Origin of the sequence: cf. Phormidesmis sp. LEGE 11477, from assembly GCF_015207105.1 — a bacterium.
In the GTDB taxonomy this organism is placed as follows: domain Bacteria; phylum Cyanobacteriota; class Cyanobacteriia; order Phormidesmidales; family Phormidesmidaceae; genus Phormidesmis.
In genome coordinates this window covers 14864-28286 of sequence record NZ_JADEXO010000026.1, presented here as the reverse complement: position 1 = coordinate 28286, position 13423 = coordinate 14864, and the positions used below count along the sequence as shown (strand labels likewise).

11 protein-coding genes are annotated in these 13423 nt (G+C 50.3%); 6 read left to right on the top strand and 5 right to left on the bottom strand.

Annotation, left to right across the window (positions count from 1 at the left end):
- The first annotated feature begins 35 nt into the window (after window positions 1-35).
- The gene (gene secG, locus IQ256_RS09920) at window positions 36-272 is read left to right on the top strand and encodes a preprotein translocase subunit SecG (RefSeq protein WP_193855388.1); all 237 of its coding nucleotides are present in this window, start codon (window positions 36-38) and stop codon (window positions 270-272) included.
- A gap of 161 nt (window positions 273-433) precedes the next feature.
- Here the strand turns inward: secG and IQ256_RS09915 are convergent, their stop codons facing one another.
- Both IQ256_RS09915 and IQ256_RS09910 read right to left on the bottom strand, forming a co-directional pair.
- A complete protein-coding gene (locus tag IQ256_RS09915) occupies window positions 434-1327 on the bottom strand; it encodes a lipopolysaccharide assembly LapA domain-containing protein (protein ID WP_193855387.1) in 894 nt (297 codons plus the stop codon).
- Between the two features lie 70 nt (window positions 1328-1397).
- The gene (locus tag IQ256_RS09910) at window positions 1398-3518 is read right to left on the bottom strand and encodes a tetratricopeptide repeat protein (RefSeq protein ID WP_193855386.1); all 2121 of its coding nucleotides are present in this window, start codon (window positions 3516-3518) and stop codon (window positions 1398-1400) included.
- A gap of 392 nt (window positions 3519-3910) precedes the next feature.
- Here IQ256_RS09910 and IQ256_RS09905 point away from each other — a divergent pair, with 392 nt between their 5' ends.
- From IQ256_RS09905 to IQ256_RS09885, 5 genes are all read left to right on the top strand, one after another.
- Entirely contained in the window at window positions 3911-4651 is a 741-nt protein-coding gene (locus tag IQ256_RS09905; RefSeq protein WP_193855385.1) for a phycocyanobilin:ferredoxin oxidoreductase, read from the top strand.
- 7 nt (window positions 4652-4658) lie between these two features.
- The gene (gene gmk / locus IQ256_RS09900; RefSeq protein WP_370623401.1) at window positions 4659-5288 is read left to right on the top strand and encodes a guanylate kinase; all 630 of its coding nucleotides are present in this window, start codon (window positions 4659-4661) and stop codon (window positions 5286-5288) included.
- Window positions 5289-5414: 126 nt separating this feature from the next.
- A complete protein-coding gene (locus tag IQ256_RS09895) occupies window positions 5415-6203 on the top strand; it encodes a lysozyme inhibitor LprI family protein (protein WP_193855384.1) in 789 nt (262 codons plus the stop codon).
- Window positions 6204-6311: 108 nt separating this feature from the next.
- On the top strand, window positions 6312-9077 hold the full coding sequence (locus tag IQ256_RS09890) for a glucosidase (RefSeq protein WP_193855383.1): 2766 nt from the start codon (window positions 6312-6314) through the stop codon (window positions 9075-9077).
- Between the two features lie 65 nt (window positions 9078-9142).
- Window positions 9143-10834, top strand: a complete 1692-nt coding sequence (locus tag IQ256_RS09885) for a glycoside hydrolase family 3 N-terminal domain-containing protein (protein ID WP_193855382.1) — start codon at window positions 9143-9145, stop codon at window positions 10832-10834.
- Window positions 10835-10844: 10 nt separating this feature from the next.
- Here the strand turns inward: IQ256_RS09885 and IQ256_RS09880 are convergent, their stop codons facing one another.
- The 3 genes from IQ256_RS09880 to IQ256_RS09870 all read right to left on the bottom strand — a co-directional run bounded on the left by IQ256_RS09880 (window position 10845) and on the right by IQ256_RS09870 (window position 13161).
- Window positions 10845-11060 (bottom strand): type II toxin-antitoxin system PemK/MazF family toxin, encoded by a 216-nt coding sequence (locus IQ256_RS09880; RefSeq protein WP_370623403.1) that lies wholly within the window; start codon window positions 11058-11060, stop codon window positions 10845-10847.
- Between the two features lie 9 nt (window positions 11061-11069).
- Window positions 11070-11306 carry a hypothetical protein gene (locus IQ256_RS09875; RefSeq protein WP_193855380.1) on the bottom strand — a complete coding sequence of 79 codons (237 nt, stop codon included), beginning with the start codon at window positions 11304-11306 and terminating at the stop codon, window positions 11070-11072.
- Window positions 11307-11718: 412 nt separating this feature from the next.
- On the bottom strand, window positions 11719-13161 hold the full coding sequence (locus IQ256_RS09870) for a sodium/glutamate symporter (RefSeq protein WP_193855379.1): 1443 nt from the start codon (window positions 13159-13161) through the stop codon (window positions 11719-11721).
- Window positions 13162-13423 lie beyond the last annotated feature (262 nt).

Below are 13423 nucleotides of genomic sequence, written 5' to 3'. Positions count from 1 at the left end.
AGACTAAATCACACCGCCATGTATAGGGTTTTTCCATGACAGTTACGGTTATCAAAATTATTTGGGCGATCGCAGCCGTTGGCGTTTGCGTTTTGGTTCTGTTGCATAGTCCTAAAGGCGATGGCCTCGGCGCTCTAGGCGGTCAGGCACAGCTCTTTACCAGTACCAAAAGTGCTGAAGAAACATTGAATAGAGCTACGTGGCTGCTAACTATTGTATTTATGACGCTAACGGTGGTGCTCAGCGGCGGCTGGCTAGAGACAGGTGCTTAGTAGAGCCCAGTCGGTGAACCCTAGCTGGCCTGATACAGTTGGCTCAATTAATTAGCTTAAATTCGATCAGCCATTGGAAGAACTCTTTGAATCATAGTCAAAGGGTTCTTTTGGTGAAGACGGCTATCTGAAGGATAAAAGCTGCGAGTCATGGCGCTGTATTAACCATCGGTAACTTGGATGATTTTGATATCGTGGTTGCCGATCAGTGAGGTTAGCTGACGCTTGCCAGTTTCTGCTAGCGCTTGTCTAGCCTTGTCAATGATGATCTGCTCTTGGTGGGTCGGATGATTCCGATCGGCGATCGCTCCGCCTACTCTGACACTCACCGCGACTACCGACTCATCAGCTAGCGTCAGTGGCTCCTCGGTCAGCACGGTTTGCAGGGTCTCTCCATACTGGCGCAGTCCGCTTTTATCTTTACCAGTTAGGACGCATAGAAACTCTGCGCCTTCAGGAGCGGTGCTATTGCAGTACAGCCAGGTGTCGACAGTGACATTCTGGCGAATGGTAGTCGCGATCGCCTCATCGAGTAGCTTATCCTGGCGCTCGGTCGTGCTCACTTCGCCTAAAGGCTCTTTGCGATGGGCTTCTACAATCAACAGTCCGATCGAGTCAAACTTAGCGTTGCCCGGCTGTAGCTTCATCTGCTGAATCAGGGCGGACAGCGTCTGGGCCAAAACTTTAGAAGAAATTAGGCTCGTATTTTGATCGATTAGCCCCAAGGCTTGCAAAAGATTCTGGTGGCTTTGACGTAGCGTGTCGGTATTGTGATCGCGGTTGGAGAGCAGGTGATCGCGCTCTTGCAACTGCGCTTCTAGCGCCGCCGTCTGTTTTTGAGCCCGAGCAATTCGCCATCCTCTTTTGATCAAGCTAGGCAGTAGAACTAGCAGCCCGATCACAACACCAATAGCTAGCGTAGATAGCAGCAGTAGCGCCAAAGAGAACTGAAACTGCTGCACTAGCAGGTGGACTTCTACTAGTGTGTTGTTCTGTAGGGCGAAGGCGATCGCTAGAAAAGCAATTACAATCGCAGCGATAATCAGCAGCGGCATACCCAAAAGTCCTGCGCGAAGACCTTTCTAGCCTAGCAGGGGGGTATGACTTTTGATTTAAAAAGAACGTCTATAGCCCTGATACCACATAAGGAATCAGCCAGGGCGGCAGTTGATTTAGAGCAGCCTGCTGACCCGGTAGCCCCTTGTGTTCGTAGTGAAATTGCAAATTCGCCAGGATCGCGGCGAGTCTAGGCTGGAAAAGCGGTGAGTCTTCTGTTAGACCTGCAATCGACTGAATGTAGCTATGCAGAGACTTTTGTAGCGCATCAGCTCTTTTAGTCTCAGTATCAGTGAACTCTAGCATTTGCATATGCACATCACCTAAACAGTGATAGATAGCAGCAGTGTCCATATCGCTCAAGATATCGCAGTCCTCAGCGGTTTTGAGCGTAGCATTGAAGGCTGCGATCGCCGCTTGTTGATAGACAAGTTTTTGAGTCAGCTCTACAGCGTTTTCTTTGGCTAGATCCCAATAGACCAACGCTAGATTGTTGTAAGTAGCCGCGCAGGCTGCCGGGTCGATCTCGGCGGTACGGTAGACCAGTGCCTCTTGGTAAGCGCCGATCGCCTGCTCATACTTGTCGATTGATGCTTCATGCTTTGCCAAACTCCAGCGAGCGATACCTAGATTGTTTTGTACCGCCGCGTAGTCGAGCGCGTGGTCTGCTAGATCATAACCAGATAGCGCCTCTTGATAAGCGCCAATCGCTAGGCGCAGGTGCTGATCGGTTTGATCGTGGTGAGATAGCTTCCAGTAGACCGAACCTAGGCTGTTGCACAGCGTGGCATGCTCTAGCGGCGTCTCTGTAGATGAGCTGAGCATAATAGCCTGGTTGTAGACAGCAGCAGCCTGCTGGAGGCAAAAAGCAGAATCTCCGTAAGTTGCTAGGAGACTATAAACTGCGCCAATGTTGCTGTATATCTGACAGGACATCGTGGCATCTTGCTGCTCTAAAGCCCGCGAATAAATCTGAATGCTTTGAACCATACAGTCAGTGGTTTGCTGCGGGTCGTCTAGCTGCTGAGCCTTGAGCCAGTAGAGAGTGCCTAGATCGTTCAGGCAGCTACTTAGGCCAAGGTCTGCGCCGTTGGCATCGCGTATTTTTATGCCCTTTGCTTCTAAGCTGTCTACTTCTAAACTATCTACTTCTAAACCACCTGCTTCTAGGCCGTGTGCTTCTACGCACTGCAATCCTGCTTCGTAAGCGCTGATTGCGGACTCGATGGTGGTGAGGGTGCGATCACCCGCTTCGATTGAGCGCCGCCGTTGATAGCCCACTGAAAAATGATTGTTCGCGTCTTGCTGCCAATCAATCGGAGCAGACTGGTCTGTTATCAAGTCACTGTCGGCACGTAAGGATTCTGTCTCTGATTCTTCCCACTCACCTAGCTCCTCATCTATCTCTCCATGCAGCCGAACGGGCCACTGGGCAGTGTCAGCGTCGAGATCCGTATCAAGGTTCATGCGGCGGCTGTTGACTGCCACCTGCTCGTCTGCTATCTGCTCGTCTGCTATCTGTGGATCGGCTGTGTGCAGATCTACTATTGGCCAGGTATCTGTTCGCGCGTCAGCCGCTGCATTCAATGAATCGCTCACACTAGCAAGTGTCCTAGCGGGCGTTGGAGTCGGATCGCTGACGAACTCGTACACACCGTTACGCCACTGCCAAAAGGCAGGTGCAGACTCTTGAATCGTCCGTAGCCAGGGCCAAGACACCCAAACGAGCAAACTCGTATTAAGCCTGGGCAAAAGCGTATCTATCTTTTCTAGCGATCGCAAAAAGTAATTCTGAGCGATCGCTGACTGGCGTGTCATCTGTTCAATACCTAGCACCTGCAGTTGACTCAATCGCCTATTACTCTGCTCTATCTGCTGGATTCGACGGACAACTTGTCTAGGTAAATGAGCATCCTCAGGCTCAAATATCAGCCGATCTAGAACGGCAGCCGACCCTATTTGTGAGTTCGCAAGTGAACTATCGAAGTTAGCGGGACTAAAAGATGCGCTGCCGTTCAAGGCAATATCGTCTTCTAGCTGCGTGGCTAACCGTTCTTGCAAAATGACGCTGTCGCACACAGCCACTAAGAGCTGCCTACGCAGGTTTAGGCTTAGCGCTGACTTTAGCGCCTGATATGCTTGCTGATTGACCCCGAGAATCTGACGAGACTTTGGCTGAACTGCAATCATGAAAGTGCGAGGGTGAATGGCTTGACAGAAATTAGGCTCCACAGAGCTGGATTAAGCGGAGCCGAGTTAAACGAAGCTAGGTTCAATGGGTCCGGGTTTAACGGCGCTAGTCTATAGAGTTTGTCTAATAGAGCTGGCCCAACGGAACTCAGTAAATACACCGACGTCTGTATCAATTTTTATAGATTAAGCGAATATACGGATGTTTGTGAGCTTACAAGTTAGAAGACTAGATAGATCTACAGGAAGGGGGTTGTGACCTCTCACCTTTTTCATGCATTAGTTTGCAGTGTCAGGAATAACTTGATGGCCCGCTGAAACTGCTATGCTTAAGTACCTAAACATAAGCAAACTGGCACATCCACTGCGCTCTTTAATTCACCTTTGAGTACATGCCGCTTTCTGTCGCTACTTCATCTATTCGTCAGTCTCAGCATCCCCTAGTCCGTCAGTTAGCTGAGGGCATAGAAGCCGGCTGGCAGCAGTTGGCGCTTTCGCCGTACTATCTTCCAGAAGAGCTAGGCTACGTGGAAGGCAAGCTAGAGGGCGAGAAACTTATTATTGAAAATCGCTGCTATCAGACGCCTCAGTTTAGAAAGATGCATCTAGAGCTAGCGAAAATCGGCAAGAATTTGGATATCTTGCACTGTGTAATGTTTCCGCGACCCGAGTATGAACTGCCAATCTTTGGCTGTGACATTGTTAGCGGTAGAGGCCAGATCAGCGCCGCAATTGTTGATTTGTCAGCAGCAACTGCCGCAGGCGATTTGACTACTGAATACACCCGTCAGCTTTCCCAACTGGCTCAGACTAACTATAGTCAGCCTAGAGATTTACCTGAGTGGGGAAAGCGGATTTTCTCGGAGTTTTGCTGCTTTGTAAAACCGACAACGCCCGCTGAAGAGCAACAGTTTCTGGCACAGGCTAAAGCCTATCTGAGCATTCACATACAGACGGCGCTGAGCAAATTACCGACACCTGAGCGCCGAGCCGACTTGATCGCTCGACAGCGCTATTACTGCCAGCAGCAGCAGCAAAATGACAAAACTCGCCGCGTCTTAGAAAAAGCGTTTGACCCTCAGTGGGCCGAGCGCTACATGACGACGGTGCTATTCGATCTACCGGAGGCATAGGAGAACAGTGGCGGGGCAAGGGCTGAAGGAAAGGCACGAGAAAAGATACGAAGAAAGAAAAGATGTGTACGAGTCGAAATCGGCAGTCGCTAGCGGTGAACTGATTGTGCTATCGGGTCCTAGCGGGGTGGGCAAAGGAACGCTGCTGGCGCATCTGCGCGATCGCCATCCCAATCTACAAGTCTCAATCTCGGTGACGACTCGTCAGCCTAGATCTGGAGAAGTTAACGGTCAACACTATTACTTTGTGAGTACAGCCGCGTTTGAAGCGATGATCGAGCGAGGTGAACTACTCGAATGGGCAAAATTTGCCGGGAACTATTACGGCACGCCCAAAGGCCCAATCGAAGCTGTGATCGCCTCGGGCCAGCGAATTGTTTTAGAGATCGAACTAGTGGGAGCGCGCCAGATCAAAGAGAGTTTTCCGGAAGCGAAGCGAATTTTTGTGTTGCCCCCTGATGTAGCGGCATTAGAGACGCGGATTCGCAGCCGAGGACAAGACAATGAGGGCGCGATCGCCAAACGCTTGGCCCAGTCAAAGGTAGAACTCGCCGCTGCTGACGAATTCGATTTTCAGATCGTTAACGATAGCCTAGAAACGGCACTCGCCGATCTAGAAGCCGCGCTCTTTAGCTAGTGCATCAGCTAGTGCATCTTGGTTCAATACGTTCAAATTAAATCAATCAACCTGATCTGATAGTTCTAAGCTAACGCCTCTTCGCTGAGACAGACAGCCAGGACGTACAGCTCAGGTGTACAACCCGTGAAAAAGACTACGTTTTCTTTTCTAGCATTCTCTTTGCTGGCGCTATCCGCCTGTACATCATCAACGCAGCCTACGTCAGAATCATCGGGCTTAGAGCCAATAGTTCAAGTCCCACCAGCGTCAGAATCAGCAGTCGAAGTACCGCCGATTGAGCCGACAGTACCAGAGGGTTACTTTCTTCCATACGGAGCGGAAAAGCCTGAGATTTTACTGATTGGTCCTATCGTCGATAATTTAGAGGACTGCGGCAGCTTCGATACCCAAACAGAAATGAATATGTGCGCGAAGCGAAATGCGGATGCGACCAGTGCTCAATTAGAGTTCGTCAAGGCATTCATAGCGGACTCACTGACTGAAGCAGGCAAAACTAGTCTTGCTAGCTCAGAATCCGCGTGGATCAGGTTTCAAGACTTAGACTGCGGTTTCGCTGCCGACCGGTTTGCCGGCGGATCGATTGCGCCGCTAGTTTATGGTGAGTGCCTTAGCGATCGCAACCTCAATCGAACTAGAGAACTAGCAGGTGAAGGGCAAACGTCATTGAGCTACGCAGAGGCCGACGCTCAGCTCAATGAAAGCTATCAGGATCTAATCGCGGCATTGAGCGAGCCGCGCGTAGAGGCCCTGACCGATGTGCAGCTCGCCTGGATTGAGTATCGCGATCGCAACTGCGCTTATGAAGCTGACCATAGTCCAACCGTCACTGACTCCAAAGAACAATGCTTCGCTCGGATGAGCAAACTTCGCGCCGCCGACTTGCAGCAGGCCACTGAACAAAATAGTCTATAAAACTCCAGACTATAGATAGATGTTGCCAGCAGAAATGAGTTCTGTGCTAGCAGGCGCTTAAGCTTTGGCTCTATATTGTGGATGCTGCTTTTGAAATGTCGCTGCTGTATGACAAGCTTCATCCCTACCCCAGAACATATTCGACTGCAAGAGAGCCAATCACAGCCAGGAAAAAATTGGAAGAAATGGGGCCCCTACCTCAGCGAAAGACAGTGGGGCACCGTGCGCGAAGATTACAGCCCGCACGGCAACGCCTGGGATTATTTTCCGCATGAGCAGGCCAGATCTAGAGCCTACCGCTGGGGCGAAGACGGCATCTTGGGCATCTGCGACGATCGTCAGCAGCTTTGCTTTGCTCTATCGATGTGGAACACCCAAGACCCGATTTTGAAAGAGCGGTTCTTTGGCCTGACGGGGAATGAGGGCAATCACGGCGAGGATGTCAAAGAATACTACTTCTATCTAGACAGTACGCCGACTCATTCCTATATGAAGGCGCTGTACAAATATCCGCAGACAGAATTTCCCTATCAGCAGCTATTGGATGGAAATCGAGCGCGCGATCGCACTCAGCCAGAATATGAGCTGATGGAGACAGGCGTGTTTGAAGGCGATCGCTATTTCGATATTCAGATCGAATATGCCAAAGCCGACACCGACGATATTTTGATCCTAATTTCTGTGACCAATCGAGGAGATACGGCTGCTGATCTGCACCTGTTGCCTACCCTATGGTTTCGCAATACCTGGGTATGGCAAACCGATACGCTCAAACCGACTATCAAAGTCAAAGAATCGGACAGTACGTACTCGATTCTAGAAACTCATCACCCCGAGCTAGGACAAAGCTGGCTATATTGCCAAACGCCTACGTCTGCTCGATCTGAGCCAGGTTCATCTAGCTCGACTTCACCTAATCAATGGATACCTTTAGGAGAGAACGCAGACGAACTTTCTTCTACCCAGAACAATCTTTTATTTACTGAGAACGAAACCAACAAAGAACAGCTCTTTGATGTTCCCAACCGCTCTCCCTATGTCAAAGATGCTTTTCACCGCTACTTGATTGAACAAGACACAGCAGCGGTTAACCCCGACCAAGTGGGCACAAAATCAGCCGTTCACTATTCTCTTACCCTCAACCCTGGAGAAACCAAACAGGTCAAGCTCAGACTAGCCAATTCGCCAGAGATAGACGATCCGCTGGGCAGCAGCTTTGACAAAACATTCGACCTGCGCCAGATCGAAGCCGATAAGTTTTATCACCAGGTCTCTCCTGACGTATATACCGCCGACTTGCGAAACGTGCAGCGACAGGCATTTGCTGGCATGATGTGGACCAAACAGTATTACCTATACGATGTCAGCACTTGGCTAAAGGGCGATCCAGACACCATCAATCCACCCACCGAGCGCCTGCGCGGACGCAACCAACACTGGCATCATCTCGACAGTCAAGACATTCTCTCCATGCCCGACACCTGGGAATATCCGTGGTTTGCCGCTTGGGACACAGCCTTTCACTGCATTCCGCTGGCCATGATCGATCCAGACTTTGCTAAACAGCAGCTCGACGTCATGACCCGCGAATGGTACATGCATCCAAACGGTCAGCTACCTGCCTATGAGTGGGCCTTTGGGGATGTGAACCCGCCCGTCCATGCCTGGGCAACTTGGAGACTTTACAAGATTGAGCGCAAGCTAACCGGCAAGAGCGATCGCCTATTTCTAGAGCGCCTGTTCCAAAAGCTATTGTTGAACTTTACCTGGTGGGTAAACCGCAAAGATACAGAAGGCAACAACGTCTTTGAGGGCGGCTTTCTAGGCTTGGACAATATTGGAGTATTTGATCGCAGCAAACCCTTACCGACTGGCGGCAGGCTAGAGCAAGCGGACGGCACTAGCTGGATGGCAATGTACTGTCTGAATATGCTCTCAATGTCCCTAGAATTGGCGCTAGAAAATCCTGTCTACGAAGACATGGCGACTAAGTTCTTTGAACACTTTATCTACATCGCCGAAGCCATGAACGCTTCTGACGAGCACGCTACACAGCTATGGGACGAAGAGGACGGCTTCTTTTACGACGTGCTGCACCTGCCCGACATGAGCCGCATGCCGATCAAGGTTCGCTCGCTAGTCGGTCTGATGCCCCTCTATGCCAACGTCACCCTAGAACCTGAACTGCTAGATCGGCTACCCGGTTTCACTGAGCGATTGGAATGGTTCGAGGCCAACCGCCCTGAACTCTCTAAGAATATGATTACCCACGGTGAAAAAGAAAACAAACGCCGTCTACTTTCTGTTGTAAAACCTGACAAACTACGACGTATCTTAGCAAAGATGCTGAAACCGCACGAGTTTTTAGGACCGACGGGTATTCGGGCGCTTTCTCGCTTCCATGCAGATAATCCATATATCTTTGATGTCAATGGCACAATCTACCGGGTTGATTATGAACCAGCAGAATCTAGCATTGGCCTGTTTGGCGGTAATTCTAACTGGCGCGGTCCGGTATGGTTTCCGACCAACTATTTGCTAATTGAATCATTGCAGCGCTATCACAAGTTTTTTGGCGATCGCTTCAAAATCCAATGTCCCTACGGTTCTGGCCCAGAGATAAATCTGTGGGATGTGGCCACAAAACTAGAAGAGAGAATGATCGGCACTTTTATAAAAGACGAGAACGGTCATCGACCTGTCTATGGTGACAACGAGACTTTTCAAACAGATGAACACTGGCGCGATCATATTCTGTTCTATGAGTACTTCAATGGGGATACGGGCGAGGGCATTGGCGCTAGCCACCAGACAGGCTGGACTGGCCTAGTCGCCAAGCTGATTCATCAGTGCTGCGAATACAAAAGAGAGTAGCGGTCCATAAACCGCAAGCTCTTAGATCCACAGATGATGACTCAACAGTGTTTTGACGATCGCTCATGCTCTCTTCTCGTTTGCCTAGCCCAGATACGCTGACCCTAGAAGAACAGGTGGCGCAGATGATGGTCGTACGGACGACGGGCCATCTATTTGATCACGAGGTGGAATACCCGCAGTGGGAAGCCACGAACGCGCAGATGCAGCGCTATCTTGCTCTAGGCATTGGCGGTGTCATCTTGCTAGGAGGAAGCGCGGCAGAAGTCGGCATACGCACCCAGGCGCTACAGTCCCAGGCGAAATATCCGCTATTGATAGCAGCGGATATTGAGGAAGGAGTCGGGCAGAGGTTTAGCGGAGCGACTTGGTTTGCGCCGCCGATGGCACTAGGCGAGATTGCCAAAAAAGATTTGGATTTGGCGCGGCGGCTGTCGAAGCAGATGGGCCGAGCGATCGCACAAGAAGCCACCGCAATTGGCATAAACTGGCTGTTAGGGCCGGTGGTGGATGTAAACAACAATCCAGACAATCCGGTGATCAACGTGCGAGCGTTTGGTGAAACGGCTGATGTGGTGGCGCAGTTGACCAGCGCCTTTATCCAAGGCACCCAGGCCACAAAAGACAGCGCCTCGGTGCTGAGCGCGGCGAAGCATTTTCCAGGACACGGCGATACGGCGATGGACTCGCACCTAGGACTGCCCGTGATCAATCATGCCTTTGATCGATTGCAAGCATTAGAACTGGTGCCTTTTGAACGGGCGATCGCAGCTGATGTAGACAGCATCATGACGGGCCACCTACAGCTGCCACAGGTAGATCCAGACTATCCATCGACGCTATCTAAGGTGACACTGACTGGCCTACTGCGTCAGGATATGGGCTTCGGCGGTTTGATTGTGACCGATGCGCTGGTAATGGGAGGGATTACTCAGCAGTATGGTGAGAATGAGGCGGCGGTGCTAGCGGTGGCAGCAGGCGCAGATATAGTGCTGATGCCGGGCGATGTCGAAGGCGCGATCGCCTCGATTTGCGAAGCGGTTAATAGCGGGCGCATTGCTGCTAGCGCGATTCTTCAGTCGGTCGAGCGAATCTGGCGAGCTAAGCACAAGATTGCCGATCTGATGGTGACTGATGGGATGAGTCGCCATGCGTGGCAGCATCAGTCAGTGCCGCCTGTGCAGATAGAACAGATTGCGACCGAGAAAGCGCGATCGCTTGCTGCGGAAATTCTACAAACATCCCAGCAAGTGAGCAATGTGCCGAGTCAGTCACTCAGCCAAGGGATTAGTGCGCCGCTGATTCCAGGTCAAAATTTAGTGCTAGTAGACGATCTGTTGAACTGTCGATTTTTAGATAAAACCGCTCCGGCTATTGCTTTGCCAGCGAGCCAGGGCTACGAGCTGACATTGCTAGATAGCCGTAGTGCGAAAACGGCCAACCTGCGCCAGGAGGCGACAACGCTGCTGCAGCTATTTATTCGAGGCAACCCGTTTCGTAGTGGTAAGGGACTAAGTGTGATCGCCGCTGAGCTGATTCGAGCGCTAGAGAACAATGTGCAGGCAGTCGTGGTTTATGGCAGTCCGTACGTGTGGAAAGATGTTCAGGCGCTGTTGCCAGAAGGAACGCCGAGCGTGTTTACGTATGGGCAGATGAAAATGGGGCAGGTGATCGCACTGCAGCCACTGTTGAATCCAAATGGTGAAACGGCTGGTATGATCGATGCGATCGCAGTAGATCAAGCTTTCACAGACTGATGAGTAAGGTTTACAGCTCGTATCCCAAAGTTACTAAAACCACGCCTTCAAGCTCAGCAACTGTCTTAGAGTTTAGCTGTCCTAATCGCTTGATTAAACGAGTCTTGTCTAGCACTCGAAGCTGAAAACAAAGAGCAACGGAATCTTGTAATAGTCCGCCGTCTCCCCGTTTGATTAACATGCAAATTGGTAAGGAAGCGCGGCGTATGTTAGTTGTTAGAGTAATACTGTTTTGTCACTGATGCTCTTCCTTCAAAAGGAGTTCCGCATAGTCGTCCATACCTGATTCTGCTAGAGCGCGGTCTTCTTCTGCAAACTCAGTTGCAAGTGGGGCTAAAAGATCCGGATCGATCTCTACGTGCCTTCGTTGTGCTTGAAATCTAAGAAAAGCGACGAACTCAGCAACTCGTTGAAGCTGCTCCTCTGAAAGTTTTTCGATATCTTGTTTGAGTGATTCACTAGTAATCAGCATAATAACGAACTTCAGTTACAACTTCATTATAAATACTCTCGGCAGTACTCTATAGCATCGGTCACTGAGCTGAGGTACAGTACACTGACTTAAGAGCTTTCTATGACAGTGGTACTGTCGTACGTGTTTAGCGTACATATCGAAACCCACCCCGACCTCCGCTGCACTTCGGACACCCCTCCGGCGGAGGGGACATCGGCTATGTGTTTAGAGATACAGGACTTGGTTCCCTATGGGAACCGTAAGGGAGAGGTTTTCCAAGGTGTACGCTAAACAGGTACGTACTATCAGACGTTTCAGTGCTAGGCGCAGAATTGATTGCGATGGCTTACTGACAAACAATAGGAAAACCGACAGGAGTTTAGAAATCTCTCTCCTATCGGTTTTGAAGCCTCTCAAAAATTGTGGAAAGCTATTGTTTGGCAACAGCTGATCGCGCTTCTTGTCGCATTAGTACGAAGCCCGCGCCTATCCAGAACACCAGCAGTCCGGCTGTAATCAGCAGAGTGGTGATCAGCCCAAGACTAGAGATCAAGGCAGGGGAAGCTGCGGTAAAAAGGCCACCGCCTACAATAGGCTCGAAAAAGAGCTGCTTGTAAGCGAAACTTTCAAACGCACCAGAGCGATTTTCAGGATCTACCATTCGCATTAGCAAGATGCCAGTGGCGGTTACACCCATTGATTGGCCTAGATCGCCAATAGCTTTCTCAAACCAGTAGTCTGGGAAGAGTCGCGGCGCAAACCATAGGAAGAAGACAATATTCCAGGTGATACCTGCTACGCTCAAGATCAAAAATATCCCGAGATTGCCACCAATTACCTGTAAAGAAATAGAGGCAAGGGCAGTAACCACCACCACATCTAGCGCTGTGCCCGCAATGTTTTTGGTTAGCCTAGGAATTACTAGCGCGTCTATGTCCAATCGCACCATTATTAGCTGCACCAGGATGCCGCCAATCAGCGCCATTGGAAATAGCGGTATATATTCCATCACCGTAAACCCGGTGTTTCCCCAGGTCAGGGATTCTATCAAGATCAGCCCTTGCTGAATCAGCCAGCCAAAGATAACAGCAATACCGACAAACCCAAAATTGAGAGAAAGCGGGTCGATTAGCAGTCCGCGAGTCAGGTGAGCCCGCCGCTCCCTAACTCGTTCATTGTCTTCATGGGACATCTCAGGAACGGTATCTTCGACCGCATCAGTATCTTGATCTTGAGCGACTGAGACATGCTGCTTTTTGCGCGCCCAGTCGGCCAAAAGGGTTCCTGTAATGATGCCGGTGACGATACCAACGGTCGCTAAACCTAGGGCTAGATCCGCCCCTTCTTCAAATCCTAGATCCGCGAACGTCGAAGTCATCCCTCCGGCGGTGCCGTGTCCTCCTTCAAATCCAATCTCGATTAGCGCTCCCGAAATTGGATTTGCATTGAACAAGGGAATAAGAATCAGCAGGGTTACAAGGATACCGACTACGTACTGTCCCCAAGCCAAAGACTGACCGAAGATGACCTGTGGCGCTGCCCTACGCCAGATTTGTTTTGGACTAGGAATGACTTCTCCTAAAAAGAGTGCGGCAAAAACAATATTGATAAAGATACCTGGAGCTGAAGACCAGGCTTCGCGGATGGGTTCAGAAAACAGTCCTTCAGAAAGTAGCGCTCCCTCACCCGCGATCGCAGTGACGATTAAACCCAGCACCTGCGGACCTAGCAGCAGCGCCAAGGCCCCGGCGACGATTGATTCGGGTAGATAAAGTCTTTGAATCCAACCAACTTTGTTTTTAATGATTCGGCCTGCTAAAATCAGCAGCGCAATCCAGATAAAGGCGAAGAAAATATCTCGAAGTGAGAGCATAGCGGTAGTGCCAAAGCAACAATCGTTTCTCCGCGAGAGCAATCAACACCTAAGCAACAATTCCTCTCCCGTACTAAGTATTTACAGGGAAGTCTGTCGCGCGGGAAGTAACGATACCTACGATTTCGTAGAACTATTCCTTTTGATGCTAAGAGATCTGTCTCTTGATTACAGAGAGTTACAACTTTTGGTGTAGAGACCAGAGTAGCTTAACGCAGGCTGCATACTATCTTGCCTATCAGACGTTATCTCAAATGATGTC

What these genes read in the sequence shown, in the direction of transcription:
- IQ256_RS09905 (WP_193855385.1), top strand. Translation starts at nt 3,911, where the DNA reads ATGCCGCTTTCTGTCGCTACTTCATCTATTCGTCAGTCTCAGCATCCC.
- IQ256_RS09915 (WP_193855387.1), bottom strand. Translation starts at nt 1,327, where the DNA reads ATGCCGCTGCTGATTATCGCTGCGATTGTAATTGCTTTTCTAGCGATC.
- IQ256_RS09875 (WP_193855380.1), bottom strand. Translation starts at nt 11,306, where the DNA reads ATGCTGATTACTAGTGAATCACTCAAACAAGATATCGAAAAACTTTCA.
- IQ256_RS09910 (WP_193855386.1), bottom strand. Translation starts at nt 3,518, where the DNA reads ATGATTGCAGTTCAGCCAAAGTCTCGTCAGATTCTCGGGGTCAATCAG.
- secG (WP_193855388.1), top strand. Translation starts at nt 36, where the DNA reads ATGACAGTTACGGTTATCAAAATTATTTGGGCGATCGCAGCCGTTGGC.
- IQ256_RS09870 (WP_193855379.1), bottom strand. Translation starts at nt 13,161, where the DNA reads ATGCTCTCACTTCGAGATATTTTCTTCGCCTTTATCTGGATTGCGCTG.
- IQ256_RS09890 (WP_193855383.1), top strand. Translation starts at nt 6,312, where the DNA reads ATGACAAGCTTCATCCCTACCCCAGAACATATTCGACTGCAAGAGAGC.
- IQ256_RS09885 (WP_193855382.1), top strand. Translation starts at nt 9,143, where the DNA reads ATGCTCTCTTCTCGTTTGCCTAGCCCAGATACGCTGACCCTAGAAGAA.